Genomic DNA, 21,295 nt, shown 5'->3' on the forward strand with positions numbered 1-21,295 from the left:
ACTTGGCCGGCGCCCGGTATCACCTTATAACGTCATGAACAGTGAGGGTTCCTGATCGGTGAACTGGTAGACGTTCCAGTCATCCCGCTTCGGCCCGGGCATGCCGGGGGTGCCGATGGGCATGCCGGCCAGGCCGATGCCGTCGATCTCCGGAAGCTCCTGGAACAGCCGCTCCACCGCCTCGAAGGGCACATGTCCTTCGATGGCGTAGTCTCCTATCAGGATGGTGTGGCAGGAGCCCAGGCCGTAGGGCAGGCCGGCCTCCTGCTTGATCTTGCCCATGTCTTCATCGTCGACGATGGTGACCGAGACCCCGCGCTCCTCGAGCTGGCGCGCATACTCGTCGCAGCAGCCGCACTGCGGGTTCTTGTACAGGGTGGCCTCCTCGGGCAGGGCGGCGTGAACGGCCGAGGCGGTACCGATCAGCAGGCTGGCGGTGAGCAGCAGGGAAGTGGCGCGACGGTTCATGAGCGTGCTCCGGTAGAGGGCTTGGTCGAGGTAAAGAGATACTTGAGCAGGGCGGCAATGCCGAGGCCCAGCAGAGTGAGTACGGCCAGTGGCATTAGCCAACCCAGCCAGCTCATATGGCCCATCAGGGCCAGGCAGTCGGTTGTCATGGCGAGTCTCCTTGAGAACGCTTTACGTTTGGTAGTGCGCGGGCTGCGCCTGGAGGGCGCCCGTTTACGTTCTCAGGCTCGCGGAGGCCGCCGCGGTGGCGGCATTCGGTGGTCGGCCATGGCCAAGGCCGGGGCGATGGCCGGGAAGGGGGGCTCGACGGCACTCAGGCTGCCGAGGTGGGGCACCATCGTACAGGCCGAGCAGCGCGTGTCGTCCGCGGTGTCGTCGTCGAGCTGCTGCACGGATGAGGCGACGCCGCAGTCGGCTTGATGCGACTCCATGGCCGCGTGAGTCGACAGGCTGCTCAGCGCCAGCAGCAGGGCGAGCAGAAGCGCCAGGAAGCGTGCTCCCGGAGTGCGTCTGCTGTGGGTCGGCCTGGCGACATCCGTCATGGATAGTCCTCGCAATGGTGCCTGCTCATTGAAACCGATCCTGTGGCCTCCTTCAATGATCCAGCGCAAGGTGCCGGATCATTCGTCCCGGTGGTGGCCGTGGCGATGCATCAGCAGGTGCATGCCCAGGCACAGCAGCATCGGCAGCAACAGCCAGGCGCCGCCGGCGGTCTCGCCGCGCCACAGGAGCAGCAGGAAGGCGCTCCCCATCAGCACCAGGCAAAGCGGCATCATCCAGGCGTGGACCCCCCGCGAGCGGGTGCCCCGCGGCCCTTCCGCCGAGCGTGGCCCATCGTGGTCGTGATCCTCCTGCAGGGGAGGAGTGGAGCGAAGACGGTTCATGGCGTATCTCCCTTGTGGACGCGCGCGTAACGGCGCTTGAGCAGCAGCGAATTGCCGATCACCGACAGCGAGCTGGCGGTCATGGCGATCACGCCGATCATGGGGTGGAGCAAGCCGGCGGCGGCCATGGGAATGGCGGCCACGTTGTAGCCGCTGGCCCAGAGCAGGTTCTGCACGATCTTGCCGAAGGTGGCGCGTGAAAGATGCATGGCCTCTACCACACCGCTGAGCTCGCCGCGCACCAGCGTCACGTCGGCGGCCTCGATGGCTACGTCGGCCCCCGCGCCGATGGCGATGCCGACATTGGCCTGCTTGAGCGCCGCGGCGTCGTTGATGCCGTCGCCCACCATGGCCACATGGTTGCCGTGCTTCTTCTGCAGGGCACGGATGGCCTCGACCTTGCCCTCCGGCAGCACGCCGGCCTGGACCTCGTCGATGCCGACCTCGTCGGCCACGGCCCTGGCGGCACGCTCGTTGTCGCCGGTGATCATCACCACGTGCAGGCCGAGCGAATGCATGCCTCGAATGGCTTCGATTGACTCCTCCTTGAGCGTGTCGGCCACCGCCACGATGCCCGTGGCCCGGCCATCGGCGGCGACGATGACGGCGGTGCGCCCCTTGGCTTCGAGCCGCCGCATCGCCTCGTCCAGCGCCTCCAGTCCCTCGATGCCCTGCTCCTCGAGCAGCCGGCGGTTGCCGATCAGTACCTGCTTGCCATCGACCCTGCCGGAGACACCGCGGGCGCCGGTGGAACGGAACTCGGTGACTTCGCCGGGCTTGATACCGCGCGCGACGGACCCGTCGACGATGGCGCGGGCGATGGGATGCTCCGAGGCATTCTCCACGCTGGCCGCCAGCACCAGCAGTTGCGCTTCCTCGACCCCCTCGGCGGCGACCACCTCGGTCAGCTTCGGCTCGCCCCGGGTGATGGTTCCGGTCTTGTCGAGCACCATGACCTTGATGTCCTTGAAGGTCTGGATTGCCTCGCCGGAACGGATCAGGATGCCGCGCTCGGCGCCGATGCCGGAGCCCACCATCAGCGCCGTCGGCGTGGCCAGCCCCAGGGCACAGGGGCAGGCGATAACCAGTACGGCGATGGCGGCGATGAGCGCCAGCACCGGTGTGTCGGCGTCCGGGTTGACCCAGGGCAGGAAGCTGGCGCCCCAGTCGAGGATCGGGCGCAGGACATCGGGGAACAGCAGCCAGGCGGCCAGGCTCGCCAGCGAGATCAGCAGCACTGCCGGCACGAAGCGCCCGGTCATGCGGTCGGCGAACTCCTGGATGGGCACCCGCGAGCCCTGCGCCTGATCGATCAGGCGCACCACCTGGGAGAGGAAGGTGTCGCCACCGACCCGGGTGGCCCTTACTCGCAGCCGCCCCTCCTTGTTGATGGTGGCGCCGATCACGCTGTCGCCGGGGCCCTTGTAGACCGGTATCGACTCGCCGGTGGCGATGGACTCGTCGAGATGGCTCTCGCCATCGATCACCTCTCCATCGGTGGGAATCTTGTCGCCCGGGCGAACGATCATGATGTCGCCAGGTTCGAGCTCCTTCACCGGCACCTCCACTTCTTCTCCGTCCCGCTCCACCCGGGCCGTCTTGGCGCCGAGGGTCAGCAGGCGGCGGATGGCCTGCGAGGCGCGTCCCTTGGCCAGCGCCTCGAGATAGCGCCCCAGCAGGTGGAAGGTCATGATGGTCGCCGCCATCTCGATGAACGAGGTCATCGGGTAGACGAAGCCGACCAGGCCGATCAGGTAGGGCGGCAGGCTGCCCATGGAGATCAGCACGTCCATGTTGAAAGTGCCGTTCTTCAGCGAGCGCCAGCTCGAGCGATGGGTGGCCGCACCGCCATGGAGAAAGACGACCGGGAAGGCGAGCAGGGCGACGATGGCCAGGTAGCCGGGGATCGGCTGCCAGAACATGTGCGGCATCATCAGGAGCATGATCAGCGTGGTGGGCACGCCGGCGATCCACAGCCGCTTTCGCGCCTGGCGGAGGTAGCCTTCCTCGATGGCGGCAACGGCCTCGCCATCTTCCTCGGCCTGCCTGCTCACCGCGGCGACGTCGTAGCCGGCACCCTCCACGGCCCGCTTCAAGGCGTCACCGTCGGGGCCGTTCGCTGCGACATCGACGCTGACCCGATGGCTGGCGATATTGGTCTCGATCGTCTCCACGCCGTTCAGGCGCTGGAGGGTCGTGCGCACGATGCCGGCGCAGTGATCACTGCCCATGCCGGGCACGGTCAGGGTAATCCTCGTCGTCGCAGTAGCAGTGGTGCTCATCGCTGACCCTCTTTCGCGAAAGATGGGGCGGCGAGGGCCGCCCGGTGCGAGGAAAGAACCGCCCCCGTTCAATGATGGGCCTCATGATCCTCGGGATCGACGGCCTGGGGTGTGGCCTGCCGCAATTGCTCGCGCTGCTCTTCGGACATCAGGTCATGCATGGCGTTACGCATACGCACCATCTCGGCCATCATATCGCCATGAAGCTCCGCCATCCGGCCATGCAGGGCCTGGATCTCCTCGGGATCGGGGCGCTCGGCGTGCAGGGCGGCCATCAAGTCGTCGCGCAGGTTCATCAGTTGCCCCATGCGCTCGAATTGGGCGGGGCGATGCTCCTGCATCAGCTCGCGATATTCGCTGCGCTGCTCCTGGTCGAGCATGGACAGCATGTTCTTGCCGCCACCGCTCATCATGGGGCAGGGCATCATGCCGCCCATGCTGCCGCCCATCATGCCGGGGCCCATGCCGCCGCCCATCATGCCGGGGCCCATGCCGCCGCCCATCATGCCGGGGCCCATGCCGCCGCCCATCATGCCGGTGCCCATGCCGCCGCCCATCATGCCAGGGCCCATGCCGCCCCCCGTCATGCCCGAGCCAATGGCGTACATCGTGTCTGCGTTCATCTCCTGTGCCGTGCCAACACTTGCCGTCGCACTCAGCGCGAGTGCCAGGCCGAAACAGAAGGGAAGTCGGGATATTTTCATGCCATTCTCCTGGAGAGGTGTGCCCTGGGGCAGCGCTTGTCGCGGGTGCAGGGGACCACACGCCGGCGCCTTGGCGCCGGCTAATTACCGTTGCCGGATGAATGACTCTCAGGATCGAAAGCGCTCAGTCAACAGATAGAGCGGAAGCGGTGAGGGATCGGGACGCGCCCTGGGGACGCCGAGGGCAGAGGCGCGAAGGAAAAGGGGGGGGAGCATCTGGTCGGGCGCCGCAGGAGGAGCGGCTTCCTGACTGTCGTGGCGTTCGCCGCGTAGCGCGACGTCACCTGGCTGGGCCGTCCGCGTGTCGTGATGGCACTTCTCGCCGTGGTCGGTCGCGATGAGAGTGACGCTCGACTCCTCTCCAGCGACGAGGCCGGGGGCCGCCATGACGGGCGACGCCAGGAGCAGTAACGCGAGGCCCAGTAGCATGACCAGCCAGCGCCGAGCCCAGTCACCGGCTAGTGCTGGCAGGAGAGGCGTGATGGCAAGTTTTAGGTCCATGAGACAACTCTAGTAAGGGCCTGGGTACATTCAGCCTAGCCGAACCGATGCGGGCTGGAATTGACGCATATCAAACGACCGGGACGCCGCGTAACGAGACCCGAAATAGCGAGGCAAGGCACCGGCACAGGCTTGCGCCGACGCCTCGTCACGTGATCCGGCATCTTGCTACGCAATGACGCCGCGGCTCAGCGCTGCATCGGCATGCCTTGCTGCAACTGCTGGCGCTGCTCGTCGGTGAGCAAGTCCTGCATGGCATTGTGCAGGCGCACCCGGTCGCCCATCATTTCGCCCTGAAGCTCGGCCATGCGCCCGTGCAGTTCCTGGATGGCCTCGGGATCGGGCCTAGCCTCTTGCATCTGTGCCATTGCCGACTCGCGCAGTTCCATCATCTGGTTCATGCGCTCGGTCTGTGCCTCGCGATGCCGTTCCACCAGGGCACTCATATCCTCGCGTTGATCGGGTTCGAGGAATTGCCACATTCCCCCCGGCCCTGCGCCATGGCAGGGGCCGAAGCTCTGCCCGCCCATCATGCCGGGCCCCATGCCCATACCGGGGCCGTAGCCCTGCCCGCTCATCATGCCGGGCCCCATGCCCATACCGGGGCCGTAGCCCTGGCCACCCATCATGCCGGACCCCATGCCCATGCCGGATCCGTAGCCCTGGCTGCCCATCATGCCGGGCCCCATGTCCATGCCGGGGCCGTAGCCGTAGCCCTGGCCCTGGCCGCCCATCATGCCGGGCCCCATGCCCATGCCGGGGCCGTAGCCGTAGCCCTGGCCACCCATCATGCCGGGCCCCATGCCCATGCCGGGGCCGTAGCCCTGTCCGCCCATCATGCCGGGCCCCATGCCCATGCCGGGGCCGTAGCCCTGGCCGCCCATCATGCCCTGGGCCGCAACCGAGCCGGTGAAGATCATAGTGGCAAGGCCGAGAGTGGCGGCGATTCCGCGAAGTTTCATGATGCCTCCTGGTGATGTGCACCATCTGCTTGGTGGAGCCGGCACGGATGCGCGCCGGTGGTCTTTCCACAGCATAGAAAGCCGGGCGTAATCGGAAATTGACGTGCATCATCAAAGCGGCTGCCCTGCCGCGGTGGCCAAGGCAATTCCAAGAGGAGGTTTTCGTGCCACGGATGTAAGGAATGGGCACGGTGGCTGTCTTAACCTTTCGCGGACGAATAGACTAGGACGCCGATACCTTCATTCCTTGAGGATGGATAAGCGAGTGAATACCGACATGACGCATCATGCCAAGGCCGGCCGGCGCTTCGGAACGCTGTGGCGAATGAGCGGGCTGCTCCCGCTGCTGCTGGCCATGCTGTGGACATTGCCGCTGATGGCCGCCGTGGACGAAGAGGCTGAGACCGAGTGGCCAAAAGGGCACTATCCCCTTCCTGAGCAAGGTGATGTGGTCGGCGAGGACTACATCGTCGAGGCGAAAGCCGAGGAGACGCTGCTCGACATCGCTCGCGACAACAACGTCGGATACCAGGAGATCCGCCGGGCCAACCCCGATGTCAGCGTCTGGATGCCGGGAGAGGGCACCGAGGTGATGATTCCGGGTCGCTTCATTCTGCCGCCGGTGGACCGCGAGGGAATCGTGATCAATGTCGCCGAACTCCGGCTCTACTACTACCCCCCGGCGGGAGAAGGCGAGACCCCGCGGGTGGAGACCTACCCGATCGGCATCGGGCGCGAGGGCTTCGACACTCCGCTGGGCAAGACCAAGACCACCATGAATCTCAAGGATCCGGCCTGGTATCCGCCCCAGTCGGTGCGCCAGGAAGCCGCCGAGCGTGGCGAGGAGGCACCTGCCGTGGTGCCGCCGGGGCCCGACAACCCGCTGGGGCGCCACGCCATCATGCTCGATATTGACGGTTACCTGATCCATGGCACCAACAAGCCCGATGGCATCGGTATGCGCGCCAGCCGTGGCTGCATCCGCATGTTCCCCGAGGACGTTGCGTCGATCTTCGACCGCGTCCCCGTCGGTACCCAGGTTCATCTGATCAATCAGCCGATCAAGGCCGGCTGGGACGGGAACATGCCCTATGTCCAGGTCTACGAGCCGCTGGAGGAACAGGAAGCCGGCATGGCCGCGTTCATGGAGACCCTGGCCATGCTCGAAGGCAGCGACGACGAGGCCGGCACGCCGTTGAACTACGAGCTGCTGCGCGAACTGCTCGAGAACCCCAGCGGCAAGGTCGTCGCGCTGACACCGTCGCCCGAACCCGAACCCGAGGAGAAGTCCGAGGAACAGGAGAGCTTGCTGTGGGAGGAGCTGGCGGTCTAGCCAGACATCCTTCGTTTCAGCTTGCATTCAGAGTGATGCGTTAGCATTGTGCTTCCCCTAGGCGAATCGAGACATAACCATGTACAAGTCGCTTTTTGCAGCCCTGGTCACCCTCTGGTCGGCCAACGCCCTGGCAGCTCCCGGTCACCAGGCCAACGGTACGCAACCGGCCAACGAGGCAAAGGTGGATCGCGTCATCCAGGTCGAGGCGGAAGAGATGATATTCGGTCCCGAAGCATTGACTATCGCATCGGGCGAAACGGTGAAGTTCGAGATCCATAACAGCGGGGCCCTCGCGCACGAGTTCGTCATCGGCGACCGGGCGGCTCAGGAGGAGCACCGTCGCATGATGCAGGAAATGGGTGGCCACGGTCACGGGCATGGTGATCATGGCGGCCACGACATGGCCGAGGGCGAGCACGGCGGCAACATGCCTGCCGTGACCATCGCTCCCGGCGAGACCGCCACGCTCGTCTGGACGGCGCCCGAGGGGGCCAGTCAGCTGGAGTATGCCTGCAACATCCCCGGGCACTACGAAGCCGGCATGGTGGGGCAGATCGACCTCGAGGGATGACAGTGCATGAAGCTGTTACTTCTCGAAGATGACGACCTGCTGGCGGAGAGCTTGTCGGAAACTCTGGAAGACAATGGCTACCGTGTCGACTCGGCGGCGTCGGTTCGCGCCGCCGAGTCGTTGATGGCGACCGAGGACTACGCCCTGGCGATTCTCGACCTGGGGCTGCCGGACGGCTCCGGGCTCGACCTGATCGCGCGCTGGCGTGGTGAAGGGCGGCGCCTGCCGATTCTCGCCCTCACGGCGCGGGACACCTGGGAAGACAAGGTCGATGGCCTGCGTCGCGGGGCCGATGATTACCTGACCAAGCCGTTCCATGAAGCCGAACTGTTGGCCCGATTGCATGCGCTCTTGAGGCGGCAGACCGGTCGCCTGAGCCCCATCCTCAGCGTCAACGGCATACAGCTCGACGAGAACACACGGCAGGTCAGTGTCGATGGCGAAGCTTGGCAGAGCCTCACCGCAACGGAGTTCCGCCTACTTCGCTACCTGATGCACCATCCCGGCCGGGTCTTGTCCAAGGCGCAACTGCTCGATCAGCTCTACTCCCTGGAGCAGGATGCTCCCGCTCCGAATCTGGTGGAGGTCTACATCGCCAAGCTTCGGCGTCGGTTGGGCAAGAACGCCATCCAGACTCGGCGTGGCCAGGGCTATGTCCTTGCGTCGCGTTGACCGGCGCAGCCTGCGCTTCCGCCTGCTGACCTGGCTCGGGGGCGTGGCCTTCATCGTGGTGGGCCTGACCTGGCTGATGCACGGCATTCTGCTGCACGATCTGGCGCGGAGCTTTCTCGGCGAGCGGCTGCGCCAGGAGGCGGAGCATACGCTGCTCCAGTTTCGCCAAGGGCAGCTCTCGACGCCGCTGTGGCGCGCGGAGAGCCCTGCCTTCCAGGTCTTCCATCACCTCTACGTGCTGGAGCTGGACGGCGAGATCAGCACTTCGCACCCACGCTGGCTCGAAGCGCTCGTGCCTTTTCTCGAAGGCGAGGACGACACCCTGGACGTGGTGGCCTGGGGAGGGCGCCATCTGCTGGTGTACCGTGCGCGCTTCGAATTCGACGGCCGCTCGGGCGTGCTGCTGATCGGCGAAGACTTCGGCCAGGTCGAGGATGGACTGGAAGCGCTTCACTGGTGGGTGGGTGGCATTGCCGGTCTGCTGCTGGTCCTGCTCATCGGCCTCAACATGATGGCGGTCAATCGTGCGCTGCGCCCGCTCTCGAGGCTGCGTAGTCAGCTCGACGAACTGCGTGCCGGGGCGCGTGACAGGCTGCATCTCGACACGCCTTCCGAACTCGATGGTCTGGTGGAGCAGCTCAATCGTCTCATGGATGAACACGCACGACGGCTCCAGCGTTCGCGAGAATCCCTGGCCAATCTGTCTCATGCGCTCAAGACGCCGCTGACCGCGGTCATGCAGACGCTACGCGGCTCCCGTCCCATCGACTCGGAGCGCAGGGAGAAGATGCATCAGCGGTTGGAAGGCATGCATGCGCAGCTCGACACCGAGCTGAAGCGCTCGCGCATTGCCGGCCCCAATGCAGGGCAGCATGCGAATATCCGGCTTGAAGCCGAGCAACTCGTCGAGATGTTCATGAACCTCTACCCTCATCGGAATTTCCAGCTCGAAATCGAGGCCTCGGTACCCACCAACGTCAACGTAGAACGTCAGGATTTCATCGAGATGTTGGGCATTCTTCTGGACAACGCCGCCAAGTGGGCCAGCCACGAGGTCCGTTGCCGAGTGAGGCGAGACTCAAACGCCTTGCTGTCTATCCTGGTCGAGGACGACGGATGCGGTGTCGAATCAAGTGATTTGGGCCGACTGGGGCGGCGTGGCACTCGGCTCGACGAGGGCAAGCCCGGCCACGGGCTGGGCCTTGCCATCCTGCGGCAAATTATCGAACGCTATGCCGGCCAGGTGAATTTCGAGCCTTCTCCCGAGGGAGGGCTACGAGTCGAGGTCATGCTTCCGCTGAACGAAGCGGGCTGACCGTTCAGCCTGCTTTCAGCTATTCACCGCATCATGGCGCCTGGAGTCCCCCTGACAGGAGCCATGCATGGCAACCAAGAACATCACCGATCTCTCCCTTTCCCGACGACAATTGCTCAAGGGCGGGGCCGCCCTGGGCTTTGGCGCGGCGGCCATGGGGCTGGCACCGGCCTGGGCCGACCCTTGGGGGCAGAGCAATGCTTACCCCCAGGGGGCAGTGGAAGGCAACGACATCGCCCTGGCCATTCGTCGAGAAACGCTGGCGATCAACGGGCGCAACGCGCGCCCGATCACCATCAACGGGACGAGTCCCGGCCCTTTGATCCGGCTGCGGGAGGGACAGGATGCGACGCTGCGCGTCACCAACCTGCTGGACGAGCCGACTTCCATCCACTGGCATGGCCTGATCCTGCCTCCTGCGGTCGACGGGGCACCGGGGATCAGCTTCGCCGGCATCGCCCCGGGGGAGACCTTCACTTATCGCTTCCCCGTGGTGCAGAACGGTACCTATTGGTACCACAGCCACTCCGGCCTGCAGGAGCAGCTGGGCCACGCGGGACCGATCATCATCGACGCCGCCGAGCGCGAGCCGTTCCGCTTCGACCGTGAGCATGTGGTGTTGCTGACCGACTGGACCTACGAAGAACCGGCCACGGTCTTTCGCAACCTGAAGACCGCCGAGGGCTACTACAACCTGCAGGAACGGACCATCGCGGACTTCCTCGCCGAGGTACGCGAGAACGGCTTTCGCGAGACGGCCCGCACGCGCGCGATGTGGGCACGCATGCGTATGAGCTCGCGCGACATCGCCGATGTCACCGGCAGCACCTACACCTACCTGGTCAACGGCCAGGCGCCGGAGCAGAACTGGACGGCACTGTTCAAGCCGGGCGAGCGGCTGCGGCTGAGATTCATCAACGGCTCGGCGATGACCTACTTCGACGTGCGCATCCCAGGGCTGAAGATGACGGTGGTGGCTGCCGACGGCCAGCCCGTGCAGCCCGTGCCGGTCGACGAGTTCCGCATTGCCGTCGCCGAGACCTACGATGTCATCGTCACTCCCGAGGCGGACACGGCGTATACGCTGTTTGCCGAATCCATGGACCGCAGCGGCTTCGCCCGCGCGACCCTGGCGCCGCGCCTGGGGATGGAGGCCGGTATTCCCGAACGGCGCAGGATCGCCGACCGGGGCATGGAGGCGATGGGCGCGCATGGCATGGATCACGGCGACATGGCAGGCATGGACCACTCGAACATGGCGGGCATGGACCATTCGAACATGGCGGGCATGGACCACTCGAACATGGCGGGCATGGACCACTCGAACATGGCGGGCATGGACCATTCGAACATGACGGGCATGGACCATTCGAACATGACGGGCATGGACCATTCCGGCATGCAGCACGGCACGTCGCCTGGCACCTCCGAGGGCGGCTTGCTGCTGGCGGGGGCTGCCCAGCCCGGCTCGCAGTATGACCAGGCAGGGATCGGTATCGACCCGGAGGAGCGACGCATCCTGGTGTATCGCGACCTCAAGGCGTTCCGCCCCTGGCCGGACCGCCGTGAGCCGGAGCGCGAGATGGAGATCCACCTGACCGGCAACATGGAGCGCTACATGTGGTCGTTCGACGGTAAGACATTCAGCCAGATCGACGGCCCCATACAATTCCGCAAGGACGAGCGGCTGCGTCTGATTCTGGTCAACGACACCATGATGGAGCACCCCATCCATTTGCACGGCATGTGGATGGAACTGGAAAACGGGGCGGGGGAGCTCATACCTCGCAAGCACACCATCAACGTCAAGCCGGGTGAGCGGGTCTCGGCACTGATTACCGCCGACGCCGAGGGCAGCTGGGCCTTCCATTGCCATCTGCTTTACCACATGGACGCCGGTATGTTCCGGGTCGTCAGGGTCTCGTAAGGAGTTCGCATGAAAACCAGAAAGACACTGCCTGTCGCCGGCGCCACCCTTGCCCTGCTGGCAACCGTCGGGGCTCATGCCAAGGAAGGCTACGACGCTCCGCACGACTGGCCCTCTCCGATGGCGAAGCATCATGTCGGGACGGCGGTCTTCGATCGGCTCGAATACGTCTTTCCCGACAAGGAGGACGAAGCCCTGGTGTGGGATTTCGAGGCCTGGTACGGCGGCGATATCAGTCGCTTCTATCTCAAGAGCGAAGGTGAAAATGCCCAGGGTGACGGCGTGGGCGCCGAGTTCGAGGCCCTCGACCTGCGCTACAGCCACCTGATCGCGGATTTCTGGGAGCTCCAGGGTGGCATCGGTTACCAGGGCAACGTTGGTACGAACGACCATCCCGAGCGTTTCTATGGGGTCATTGGCCTGCAGGGAACGGCGCCCTATCGGATCGAGACCAGTCTCGACCTCAAGGTCAGCGAAGACGGTGACGCCTGGGTTCAGGTGGAAGCCGAGCACGACGTGCGTCTTACCCAGCGCTGGTACCTGCAGCCCCGTGCGGAGCTGGTGGCAGCAGGCAGCGCAGTGGAGGAGTTTCATATGGGTAGCGGTGTGAATACGTTGAATGCCGGCTTGCGGCTTCGCTACGAAATCACCCGCAAGCTTGCCCCCTATGTCGGCGCCTATTGGGAGAAAAGCTACGGCGAGACCGCCGACATGGCACGTGCCCATGGCGAGCCGACCGAAGACACCGGCCTCGTCGCTGGCGTTCGGCTGCTTTTCTGAGATGAGCGGTGCAGTAGTCCCTGCTGCACCCGAGCCGTGTCAGCGTGTCTCGAAATTGTTCAGAACACGCCGGTGCTTGATCTGCATCAACGCAGTCCGCATGCTCCATCGCCATACTGGGTCTATCGACACGCCGTTGTCGGCGTGTCGCTGGGCCACACTGGCGCAAGGCACATCCTGATGAACCTGTACGGATTGCGCAGATCGCTGTTTACCCGCTTGCCGGGGATTCTACTACTCTGGCTGTTGGCATGGTCGGTGGCAGTGGCTTATACCTGCTCGCCCCAGGTGCAAGTGGGCGAGGCGATAAGTCAGGTAATTCTTGCCGAGGCAGATGAGTCTCCGGCCCAGCATCCGGAGAGCTGCGACGATCACTCGCCCGGTATCACTGCCAATCTCGGCAAATTGCCGGTAGATGACCTTCGCAACCTGCCTACTTCCGTGGGTCTTGCCTACGGCCTATTTGCCATCTCACTCCTTCTGGTTCCGGTAGGGGGCGGGCCGATTCTGGCCGGCCTCCCATCGCACTCTACTCCCCCCGTTTATCTCGCCACCGCTCGGCTGCGTATCTGAAGACACTTGTTCTCAGCGTTGCAAATACACACGCGGTCCATTGAGTTGGCTGTACTTCACCATGCGAGGTGAACCATGGAACAAGACAAACACTCTGCCGATTGTGGCGGTAAGCCACCCATACGCTTCTGGCTGCCGCTGGGACTCTTTCTCGCCTTCGTGGTGTATCTGTTATGGGCCGAGCACAGGGTCCACTTCGTGCAGTTTCTGCCGTTTCTCATCCTGCTGGCCTGTCCGATGATGCACCTATTCATGCATGGAGGGCATGGCCGGCACGGCAAGGGAGGGGACGAGACATGAATGCCGGAGAAAGCGCTTATGGGCTGTGGATGCTAGTCATCCTGAACTCGGTGGTCTTCGTCTTCTTCGCTTTCAGCTTCATCAAGCCCCGCAGCGAGGCGGACTGGCGAAGCCTGGGCGCCTTCTCGGCCTTCGTGGTAGCACTGTTTGTGGAAATGTACGGCTTTCCACTAACCATCTACTTCCTGGCCGGCTGGCTGGCCAGGCGCTTCCCTGATCTCGATCCCTTTTCCCATGAAAGCGGTCACTTGCTGCAAACACTGCTGAGTGTAGAGGGAGATCCCCATTTTAACCTCCTACATATCGCCAGTAATCTCATCATCGTGGCGGGATTCCTCATTCTGGCGTCTGCCTGGCGTGTGCTTCATCAAGCCCAGCAGCGTGGCGAACTCGCCATGACCGGCTGGTATGCGCGCTGTCGCCATCCTCAATATGCCGCTTTTATCCTGATCATGCTCGGCTTCCTATTGCAGTGGCCCACATTAGTGACTGTCGTCATGTTTCCGATACTGGTCGTGGTCTATGTGCGTCTCGCTCGTCATGAAGAACACATGGCGCTGGTGGAATTTGGTGAGGTATATCGAGCTTATATCGAGCGCACTCCAAGGTTCATTCCCCGGCTATCTCCCAAACTCACTACCCATTTACGAAGAGAGTGATTGCACACTTACCATCACGACAGACCGGTCAAGTCTGAGTGCGAAGAAAACTAAGCAGAAGAGGTGAATTTGTCATGAGTAATAAAGATCATCGCCTAGGGGTATCCGAGATCAACCTGGTGACCCGTCACCTTAAGCTGGAACCCAACGATGAGGTGGCGATCCGAGCGGCTGTCGCCGACATCGATCAGCTCTATGGGCTAGACGGCGTATCTTTTGACGAGAAAAAGTGGAGGCTTGATTTGGCCTATGACGCATCGAGAGTTTGCCTCGATTGCGTCGAGGATATCCTAATGAAACATGCTGTCGAGATCAGCCATGACTGGTGGACGCGCTTCAAGGAAGAGCATTACCGCTTCGTCGACCAGAATGTGAAGGATAATGCCAATCATGAGCCCTGGAGCTGCCATCAATCCCTGCCCGGCAGTGGGAAGAAAAAATAGCAAGGCAGAGTTGGCCCCGGCGGATCCCGTAGCCGATGAGGGAGAGAATGGCGGCGACGGCAATCAGCACGAACAGAACGGAAGCGACAAGCGACAATCCGTGCAGGGCCCTTCTCTTGAACGCTCTGTGTTGGTAGATGAGCCAAACCACGCCATCAGCAACAGCGAGAATGCCAACGGTACAGCGAGAACCGCAGCCACACCCAGACCTCGGTTTGTTGTCGCTGCGTCGTAGAGCTTGCATCGCTTGAAGTGGCTGGCGGGGGTGTCATGGCAGGCGCCGAAAAATCAGCCAGGCACCCAGGTACAATGGCATGCCTATCACCACGAGAGCGAGTGCATGCGGCCACAGGATTTCCATGCCCACACCCTTGAGGAAGATACCCAGGGTGATCTCCAGATAGTGGCGCAAGGGGCTGGCCACCGACAGCTGCTGGAGCAGGTTCGGCATGCTCTCCACCGGCACCATGGTGCCGGACAGGAACATCAGCGGGAAAAGGCCGAAGAAGGTAAGCAGCAGGGCCTGCTGCAGGGTTCGCGAAACCGCCGCCACCAGGACGCCGAGGCCGATGGCGCTGAGCAGAAACAGCGCGGTCAGGGCGAGGAACAGCGGCAGGCTGCCTCTGACCGGCACGCCGAACCAGCCGACCAGCGCCAGGCTGGGGAGTACGGCGACCAGGCCGATCAGCAGGGTGGGCACGGTCTTGGCGATGAACAGTTCGCCACGCCGAATGGGGGTGACCATGAGCTGCTCGATGGTGCCAACCTCCTTCTCGCGAACGATGGAGGCGGCGGGATGGACGACACCGGTCATCAACCCCGCCAGGGCGATCATCGCCAGCACCGTGAAGTTGACGTTGGTCTGGTCCGGGTTGTACCAGGTGCGCAGCTGCGCGGTTACCGTCGCGCGCGGTCGCTCGTCGAGTGTGCTCTGGCGCATCCGGAAGGCCTCTACCGTCTGCAGCGCATATCCCCGGGCAACGGCCGCCGTATTGGCGTTGCTGCCATCGACCAGGAACTGCAGAGCCTGACCACCGCCGCGGTAGAGTTCGCGCTCGAAATCGACGGGGATGATCAGTACCGCCAGTGCTTCGCCCCGCTCCAGGTACGGTTCGGCCGCCGCAACATCACGCAGGTGCGCCGCCAGGCGGAAGTTGCCGCCTGCGATGAAGTCATCGACCAGGCGGCGGCTGGCCGGGCTCCCGTCGGCATCGACCACTGCCAGCGGCAGGTCGCGCATCTCCATGCCCAGGGCGTAGGCGCAGATCACCACTTCGATGGTGTAAAGCCAGAAGATCAGGAACAGCACCACGGGATCGCGGAAGAACTGGATCAGCTCCTTATGCAACAGGCTGCGCAGTCGCATCAGGCCACCTTCTTCTTCAGCCGCCAGACCGCCAAGGCGAAGACCAGCAGTGTGTAGACGGCGACGATGGCGATGCTCGGCCACAGGACCTCGAGTCCGACCCCCTTGAGTACCACGCCACGGGAGATGTCGACGAAATAGCGTCCCGGAAAGGCCAGGGTGTAGAGCTGCACCACATAGGGCATGGTGAAGATCGGAAACAGCATGCCCGAGAACAGCAAGGAGGGCATCAGGGTCACGATCAGCACGGCCAGCAGGGCGACCAGTTGGGTACGGGTCACGGCCGACACCAGCAGGCCGATCCCCAGGGTACAGAGCACGTACAGCAGCGATATCGTCAGCAGGAACGCGACGCTGCCCCGGAACGGCACGCCGAACCAGAGAAAGCCGACGCCGATCACCATCGCCATCTGCACGAAGGCGATGATCGCGTAGGGCATCAGCTTGCCGGCGAGAAACTCGACGGAGGAGAGAGGCGAGGCATAGATCTGCGCAATGGTGCCGGTCTCCTTCTCCCGCACCAGGGCGAGCGCGGTGAGCAGAGGCGGGAAGGCCATCAGGATCACCGCATAGAGGCCGGGCACCACGGTGTGCACGCTGCTGAGCGAGGGGTTGTACCAGACGCGGGTTTCCAGGTGCAGGGCCGACGATGGCGCTGCATGGCCAAAGCTGCCGGTGATGGCCAGTGCATGACCGCCGACCAGCGTCGCCGTGGCTGAATAGGTGCCGTCCACCTGCAGTTGGACCGGGCTCGGCTCGTGGCGGGCGAGGGCGCGTTCGAAGCCCGGGGGAATCACCAGCGCCAAGCGGATCTCGCCGTGCTGCAGGGCGCGTTCCATCGCCTGCGGGTCACTCAATTCGCGCTCCAACCGGAAGGTCTCGCTCGCCGTGAACGCCTCGCTGAGCTGTCGGCTGGTGGGCGTACGGTCCTGATCCAGTACCCCCATCGGGATGTCGTCGACATCGAGCGTGATCGCATAGCCGAACAGCAGCAGCATGACCAGCGGCATGATCAGCGCGACGCCGACGGTGATCGGGTCGCGCAGCACCTCTTTCGCCTCCTTGGTCGCCACGGCGGCGATGCGCTTGGGGTTCATGACGCCAGCTCCCGCTGCGTGCGCTCGAGATGGCCGAGGAAGACCGCTTCCATGCCGGCGTCGGCCGGCAGCCGCAGCGCCTGACGCAGCTGCTCGAGGGTGCCAAGGGCGACCAGACGCCCCTGGTGCATCAACCCCAGGCGGTGGCAATAGCTCGCCTCTTCCAGATAGTGGGTGGTAACGAACACCGTCATGCCGCCGCTGGCCAGGGTCTGGATCAGCTGCCAGAAGCGCTGGCGGTTGAGCGGATCGACGCCGGAGGTGGGCTCGTCCAGAAACAGCACCGCCGGGCCGTGCAGGATGCTGCAGGCCAGCGCCAGGCGCTGGCGTACCGCCGCCGACAGCTCGCTGACGCGGCGCGTCTCCATCCCGGTCAGGGCCGTCATGCCGCTGGCCCATTCGATTGCCTGGCGTCGGCGCATGCCGCCAAGGCCGTAGGCCCCGGCGAAGAAGCGCAGGTTCTCGGCCACCGTGAGATCCGGGTAGAGCGAGAAGCGCTGCGACATGTAGCCGATGCGGCCGCGCAGGGCCTGTGCCTGGGCGGTCACCGAGAGGCCGGCGACGAAGGCCTCGCCGTCGCTGGGCATCAGCAGACCGCAGAAGACCCGGATCAGGGTGGTCTTGCCGGCGCCGTTGGGGCCCAGCCAGCCGATCACCTCGCCCGGCGACACACTGACCGAGACCCGGTCGACGGCGGTGAAGTCGCCGAACCGCACGCTGAGCCGCTCCGCTCGTACCTCGCCACCCTGCGTCTCCGTGACGGCCGGTGTCACCGGCGGCGGCGCAGCCGGCGCCTGTGCTGTGCTCAGTGCGATGAAGGCCTCTTCCAGCCCCGGCGCGGCGGAAGCCAGGGTGGCGAGCCCGCGTAGCCGCGCCAGGATGGCCGGCGGCAGGTCGGCACCGGCATGCAGCTGGATGCGCAACCTGTCCGCCAACCACTGCAGGTTCAGCACCTCGGGGACGTCGCGCAGGATGGCCTGCACGGCGGCGCTCATGGCGGTCCGCACGTCGTAGATCCGCCCCTGGACCCGGGCACGCAACTGCGCCGGGCTGTCCACCGCCAGCACCCAGCCCTGGTCGAGAAAGGCGAGTCGATCGCAGTATTCCGCTTCGTCCATGTAGGGGGTGCTCACGACGACGGTACTGCCATCGTCCCGGTAGCGCCGCAGCAGTCGCCACAGATCGCGGCGCGATACCGGGTCGACGCCGAGGCTGAGCTCGTCGAGTAGCAGCAGGGGCGGGGCATGGATCAGGTTGGCGCACAGCGACAGCTTCTTGCGCATGCCGCCGGAGAGCTTGCCGGCCGGGCGGTCGAGAACGTCCTGCAGCCCGGCCATGGCGAGCAGCTCCCGGCTGCGACGGCGGAAACCGTCGGGGGCGACGTCGCGGATACGGGCGGCGAACTGCAGGTTCTCGAGGACGCTGAGCCGGTCGTAGAGCGTGAACTCCTGTGACATGTAGCCAACCCGGGCATTCACCTCGGCCGCCTGGCGCACCGTGTCGAAGCCGAGTACCTCCGCTTGCCCCTCGCTGGGATCCAGGATCGCCGCCAGCAGTTGCATGAGCGTGGTCTTGCCGGCGCCGTCCGGGCCCAGCAGCCCGAAGATTTCGCCCTGCCGGACGTCCAGCTCGACCCCCGTGAGCACCTGCCGACTGGCGAAGCGCCGCCCCAGCCCGGTGGTGCGGATCGCCGCGGTCATGGTGGCACGACCAGGGTGTCGGGCCACGGCGCCTCGTCCTGCCAGCGGATCCAGGCATCGGCCGGCATGCCCGGCTTGAGAGTGCCGTCGGGGTTGGCGAGCCGCAGGGTCACCCCGAAGACGGTGCGCGCCCGCTCGTCGGGAAGATGGACATCGCGGGGGGTGAACTGGGCGCGGTCGTCGACCGCGCTGACCTCGGCCTCGAAGTGGCGGTCCGGGAAGGCGTTGACCCGTATCCGGGCCGGGGCGCCGAGGCGGATCCGTCCCAGCGCCTGTTCGGCGACGTAGAGCTTCAGCCGGGGCCGGTCCAGATCGACCAGGATGCCCAGCGGCTGCCCGGGCACCACTACCTCACCAACCTCCACTGCCTTGACCAGCACGGTGGCGTCGATGGGGCTGCGCAGCACGGTCTTGTCGAGCTGGAACGCGAGCTGCGCCTGCTGTTGCTCGAGCGCCTGCAGGTTGGCGGCTGCCTCCGCAAGCTGTACCGTCAGCACCTCGACTTCGCCGGCCGCCTCGCGCCGGCGATCCTCGCTGCGCTCCAGTTGCTGTGTGGGGATCGTGCCGGTGCGACGCAGGGTTCGCGCGCGTTCCAGCTCGGTCTCAGCATTGCCGAGATGATGACGCGCCGTGTCGAGCAGGCGCTCGAACCGCACCACCGTTTGTTCCCCGGCGACCCGGCGCGCCTCGAGTTCGGCCTGTTGCAGACGAAGGAGTCGATCGTCCAGGCGCAGCAGCACATCGTCCCTGGTGACGGCCCGACCCTCGGCCAGATGGCTCACCACTACGCGTCCGGGGATCTCGGCGGCCAGGCGAATCTCGGTGGCTTCGATACGGCCGCTGCCGTAGAGCAGGCCGGGCGGGAGCTCCGCCGGCCGCAGCGCCAGGAAGCCTAGATAGCCCCCAACGGCCAGCAGCATGACTGCCACGATCGTCCACAGCGAGTGTCGCATTGCCGCTCCCATTGTCTCTACACCTCATCCTCCTTCATCTCGGGTGAGGTGTCGGCTGGAGAACGCTCCGGTGGCCAGTCCCGCTGCCGGAATGACAAGTTCATGGCACTTTTAGAGATCTCTGGAGCGGTTGGTCTGGTGAAAAAGGCGCATCGCTTCATGCTGCTCCAACTGCAGCAACTTACCGATCAACTCGCGTGTCTCGGGAATCTCGGCGCGCCCCTCGAGATAGCGATAGAAATCAATGGCTTGATTGTGTAAGTCGAAAACTTCCTGACAGATCTCATCGAAGCTCATTTCCGCATAAGGTGCACTGCACGACTGGTGCGGCTTAATGGGCTGGTAGGAAATGTAGTCATAGAGCCAGGTATTCAACGCCTTCGGATCGGCCTGCTTCTCGAAGGCGGCGACGACCTTTTCCAGTACCGCCTCGTGGTCCGCCAGATAGGTCAGCAGCCACTTGGCACGTTCTTCATCCTGCTTCGTCGAGCAGTGCTTTAGGCACCGGGCCAGGTGTTCGTGCAGTGCGCGTGTCCACTCCACCACGTCTTGGAAGGTTGAAACGTACATGATTCGTTCTCTCTGTATGGAAGGCGCTTCTAAATCTGGCCCAAAGGCCAGGCAGAATCCGAAGCAGGCGAGTTGGCAGACCAGGCTCGCTCAATATCGGGCATGCCTTTCGCTTGCGGGTTGATTAAAGGCGGATACGCTGGGTGAGAAGATAGAGGGCCACACTAGGCAGGCTTGGGGGATGTCGCGGTATGTTGAGGTCAAGCCCTAGAATGAGGGGGAAAGTCTCTACGGTGGCGACGGAGATTGCATTGCCGTTTTCGACTTGTTGGCGATCGTTACGCGCCATTCCTTGAGACAGGGTGAGTTTATCATGGCCATGGTGGCAAGACGGCTCTCCACCGCGCCACGCCTCGGTAGCCATGGAGACGGCTTCCGTCACCGCGTGATCCGCGGCCAACGCTCCGAGCCCGTCGCCATCGGCAAGTGCTGAGTTGCCGAGCAATACCGCCAATAATACGATCAGCAGGGTTCCTGCTCGCCTTGTGTGGGTGCGGGGTGCTTCCAAGATTAGGCGGTTAGGGTGCATGGCGTATGGGTACCTGACGCCGAGAGATAAATTCAACATAGCTCACTGTGAGCATATGCCGTTTGATCGATATCAAATAATGAGGGTGCGACCAACAAGTATGACGCTTGTTGCTTGGCTGCGAGCGGCGTGGAACACTGGCAAAAGTCGTCATCAAGTGCCGCCCCCTATCTGTTCTGGAGCCTGGTTATGGTGGGAGAACGACAACACAGCGGCAAGTCGAACCGGCTAGTGGCGCTCCCGGAGTTCAATGTGGCGTTGTTTGCGTTTCTGTTGAACTATCCTTGGGAATTCCTGCAAGTACCGTTCTACGTCACCATGTCGGAGATGGCGCATTGGGATGCTGTTCTCTTCTGCACCCGGGCGACTCTGGGCGATATGCTCATTACCTTGGTGGCTTTTGGGGTCGTGGCGGGGATCCGCCGACATCGACACTGGCTGCTTCGCCCCGATGCGCGGACTACTTTGGGCTTCGTCGCTGTGGGTATCGCGATTACGGTAGGTTTGGAGTGGTATGCCACCGAGCTTCAGCAGCGTTGGCAATATGCTGAGGGAATGCCCACGCTGCCGCTACTAGGGACCGGGTTGGCTCCTCTGTTGCAATGGCTGCTCCTGCCGCCACTGATCCTGTGGTTGGCACGCCGACAGATGCTTGGAGAGCGCTATCTACAATGTGCCGGCTAGTAGGGCGATCCGGATGACT

The 21,295-nt window shown here is 64.1% G+C and carries 22 protein-coding genes; 10 read left to right on the plus strand and 12 right to left on the minus strand.

Annotated features, from left to right (window positions below):
• Positions 1-24: 24 nt before the first annotated feature.
• The 7 genes from HNO53_RS06810 to HNO53_RS06840 all read right to left on the minus strand — a co-directional run bounded on the left by HNO53_RS06810 (position 25) and on the right by HNO53_RS06840 (position 5,801).
• Positions 25-468, minus strand: coding sequence for a DUF411 domain-containing protein (locus tag HNO53_RS06810; RefSeq protein WP_209477240.1), 444 nt, complete (start codon positions 466-468; stop codon positions 25-27).
• Positions 465-617, minus strand: coding sequence for a hypothetical protein (locus HNO53_RS06815; RefSeq protein ID WP_197450159.1), 153 nt, complete (start codon positions 615-617; stop codon positions 465-467). The genes HNO53_RS06810 and HNO53_RS06815 overlap by 4 nt, the downstream gene beginning before the upstream one ends.
• Before the next feature lie 72 nt (positions 618-689).
• Complete coding sequence (locus tag HNO53_RS06820; protein WP_209477242.1) at positions 690-1,010, minus strand: hypothetical protein; 321 nt, start codon at positions 1,008-1,010, stop codon at positions 690-692.
• Between the two features lie 78 nt (positions 1,011-1,088).
• Positions 1,089-1,352, minus strand: coding sequence for a DUF2933 domain-containing protein (locus tag HNO53_RS06825; RefSeq protein WP_209477244.1), 264 nt, complete (start codon positions 1,350-1,352; stop codon positions 1,089-1,091).
• The gene (locus HNO53_RS06830; protein WP_209477246.1) at positions 1,349-3,634 is read right to left on the minus strand and encodes a heavy metal translocating P-type ATPase; all 2,286 of its coding nucleotides are present in this window, start codon (positions 3,632-3,634) and stop codon (positions 1,349-1,351) included. Before HNO53_RS06830 ends, HNO53_RS06825 begins: the two co-directional genes overlap by 4 nt.
• A 68-nt stretch (positions 3,635-3,702) precedes the next feature.
• Positions 3,703-4,338: a Spy/CpxP family protein refolding chaperone gene (locus HNO53_RS06835; protein ID WP_242597568.1), complete on the minus strand. Its 636-nt coding sequence runs from the start codon at positions 4,336-4,338 to the stop codon at positions 3,703-3,705.
• Positions 4,339-5,027: 689 nt separating this feature from the next.
• Entirely contained in the window at positions 5,028-5,801 is a 774-nt protein-coding gene (locus HNO53_RS06840) for a Spy/CpxP family protein refolding chaperone (protein WP_242597569.1), read from the minus strand.
• Between the two features lie 277 nt (positions 5,802-6,078).
• Here HNO53_RS06840 and HNO53_RS06845 point away from each other — a divergent pair, with 277 nt between their 5' ends.
• From HNO53_RS06845 to HNO53_RS06885, 9 genes are all read left to right on the plus strand, one after another.
• Positions 6,079-7,134: a L,D-transpeptidase family protein gene (locus HNO53_RS06845; RefSeq protein ID WP_420827857.1), complete on the plus strand. Its 1,056-nt coding sequence runs from the start codon at positions 6,079-6,081 to the stop codon at positions 7,132-7,134.
• Between the two features lie 79 nt (positions 7,135-7,213).
• A complete protein-coding gene (locus HNO53_RS06850) occupies positions 7,214-7,708 on the plus strand; it encodes a cupredoxin domain-containing protein (RefSeq protein ID WP_209477248.1) in 495 nt (164 codons plus the stop codon).
• A gap of 6 nt (positions 7,709-7,714) precedes the next feature.
• Entirely contained in the window at positions 7,715-8,380 is a 666-nt protein-coding gene (locus tag HNO53_RS06855) for a response regulator transcription factor (protein ID WP_209477250.1), read from the plus strand.
• Positions 8,361-9,695: an ATP-binding protein gene (locus HNO53_RS06860; RefSeq protein WP_209477252.1), complete on the plus strand. Its 1,335-nt coding sequence runs from the start codon at positions 8,361-8,363 to the stop codon at positions 9,693-9,695. The genes HNO53_RS06855 and HNO53_RS06860 overlap by 20 nt, the downstream gene beginning before the upstream one ends.
• A 67-nt stretch (positions 9,696-9,762) precedes the next feature.
• Complete coding sequence (locus HNO53_RS06865) at positions 9,763-11,622, plus strand: copper resistance system multicopper oxidase (protein ID WP_209477254.1); 1,860 nt, start codon at positions 9,763-9,765, stop codon at positions 11,620-11,622.
• A 9-nt stretch (positions 11,623-11,631) separates the two neighbouring features.
• Entirely contained in the window at positions 11,632-12,402 is a 771-nt protein-coding gene (locus HNO53_RS06870; RefSeq protein ID WP_209477256.1) for a copper resistance protein B, read from the plus strand.
• Between the two features lie 648 nt (positions 12,403-13,050).
• Positions 13,051-13,275 (plus strand): DUF2933 domain-containing protein, encoded by a 225-nt coding sequence (locus HNO53_RS06875; RefSeq protein ID WP_209477258.1) that lies wholly within the window; start codon positions 13,051-13,053, stop codon positions 13,273-13,275.
• A complete protein-coding gene (locus HNO53_RS06880) occupies positions 13,272-13,934 on the plus strand; it encodes a methyltransferase family protein (protein WP_209477260.1) in 663 nt (220 codons plus the stop codon). The genes HNO53_RS06875 and HNO53_RS06880 overlap by 4 nt, the downstream gene beginning before the upstream one ends.
• A gap of 74 nt (positions 13,935-14,008) precedes the next feature.
• On the plus strand, positions 14,009-14,377 hold the full coding sequence (locus HNO53_RS06885; RefSeq protein WP_209477263.1) for a cation transporter: 369 nt from the start codon (positions 14,009-14,011) through the stop codon (positions 14,375-14,377).
• Between the two features lie 268 nt (positions 14,378-14,645).
• Here the strand turns inward: HNO53_RS06885 and HNO53_RS06890 are convergent, their stop codons facing one another.
• The 5 genes from HNO53_RS06890 to HNO53_RS06910 all read right to left on the minus strand — a co-directional run bounded on the left by HNO53_RS06890 (position 14,646) and on the right by HNO53_RS06910 (position 20,063).
• Positions 14,646-15,743, minus strand: coding sequence for an ABC transporter permease (locus HNO53_RS06890; RefSeq protein ID WP_209477265.1), 1,098 nt, complete (start codon positions 15,741-15,743; stop codon positions 14,646-14,648).
• Entirely contained in the window at positions 15,743-16,840 is a 1,098-nt protein-coding gene (locus HNO53_RS06895; protein ID WP_209477267.1) for an ABC transporter permease, read from the minus strand. Before HNO53_RS06895 ends, HNO53_RS06890 begins: the two co-directional genes overlap by 1 nt.
• Positions 16,837-18,567 (minus strand): ATP-binding cassette domain-containing protein, encoded by a 1,731-nt coding sequence (locus tag HNO53_RS06900; RefSeq protein WP_209477269.1) that lies wholly within the window; start codon positions 18,565-18,567, stop codon positions 16,837-16,839. The genes HNO53_RS06895 and HNO53_RS06900 overlap by 4 nt, the downstream gene beginning before the upstream one ends.
• Positions 18,537-19,493, minus strand: a complete 957-nt coding sequence (locus tag HNO53_RS06905; RefSeq protein ID WP_209477271.1) for an HlyD family secretion protein — start codon at positions 19,491-19,493, stop codon at positions 18,537-18,539. Before HNO53_RS06905 ends, HNO53_RS06900 begins: the two co-directional genes overlap by 31 nt.
• 111 nt (positions 19,494-19,604) lie before the next feature.
• A complete protein-coding gene (locus HNO53_RS06910; RefSeq protein WP_209477273.1) occupies positions 19,605-20,063 on the minus strand; it encodes an ATPase in 459 nt (152 codons plus the stop codon).
• 658 nt (positions 20,064-20,721) lie between these two features.
• Between HNO53_RS06910 and HNO53_RS06915 the strand changes: the two genes are divergently transcribed.
• Complete coding sequence (locus HNO53_RS06915) at positions 20,722-21,276, plus strand: hypothetical protein (protein ID WP_209477275.1); 555 nt, start codon at positions 20,722-20,724, stop codon at positions 21,274-21,276.
• Positions 21,277-21,295 lie beyond the last annotated feature (19 nt).

The sequence above is a fragment of the Billgrantia antri genome, assembly GCF_017868935.1.
GTDB classification, from domain to species: Bacteria; Pseudomonadota; Gammaproteobacteria; order Pseudomonadales; family Halomonadaceae; genus Halomonas; species Halomonas antri.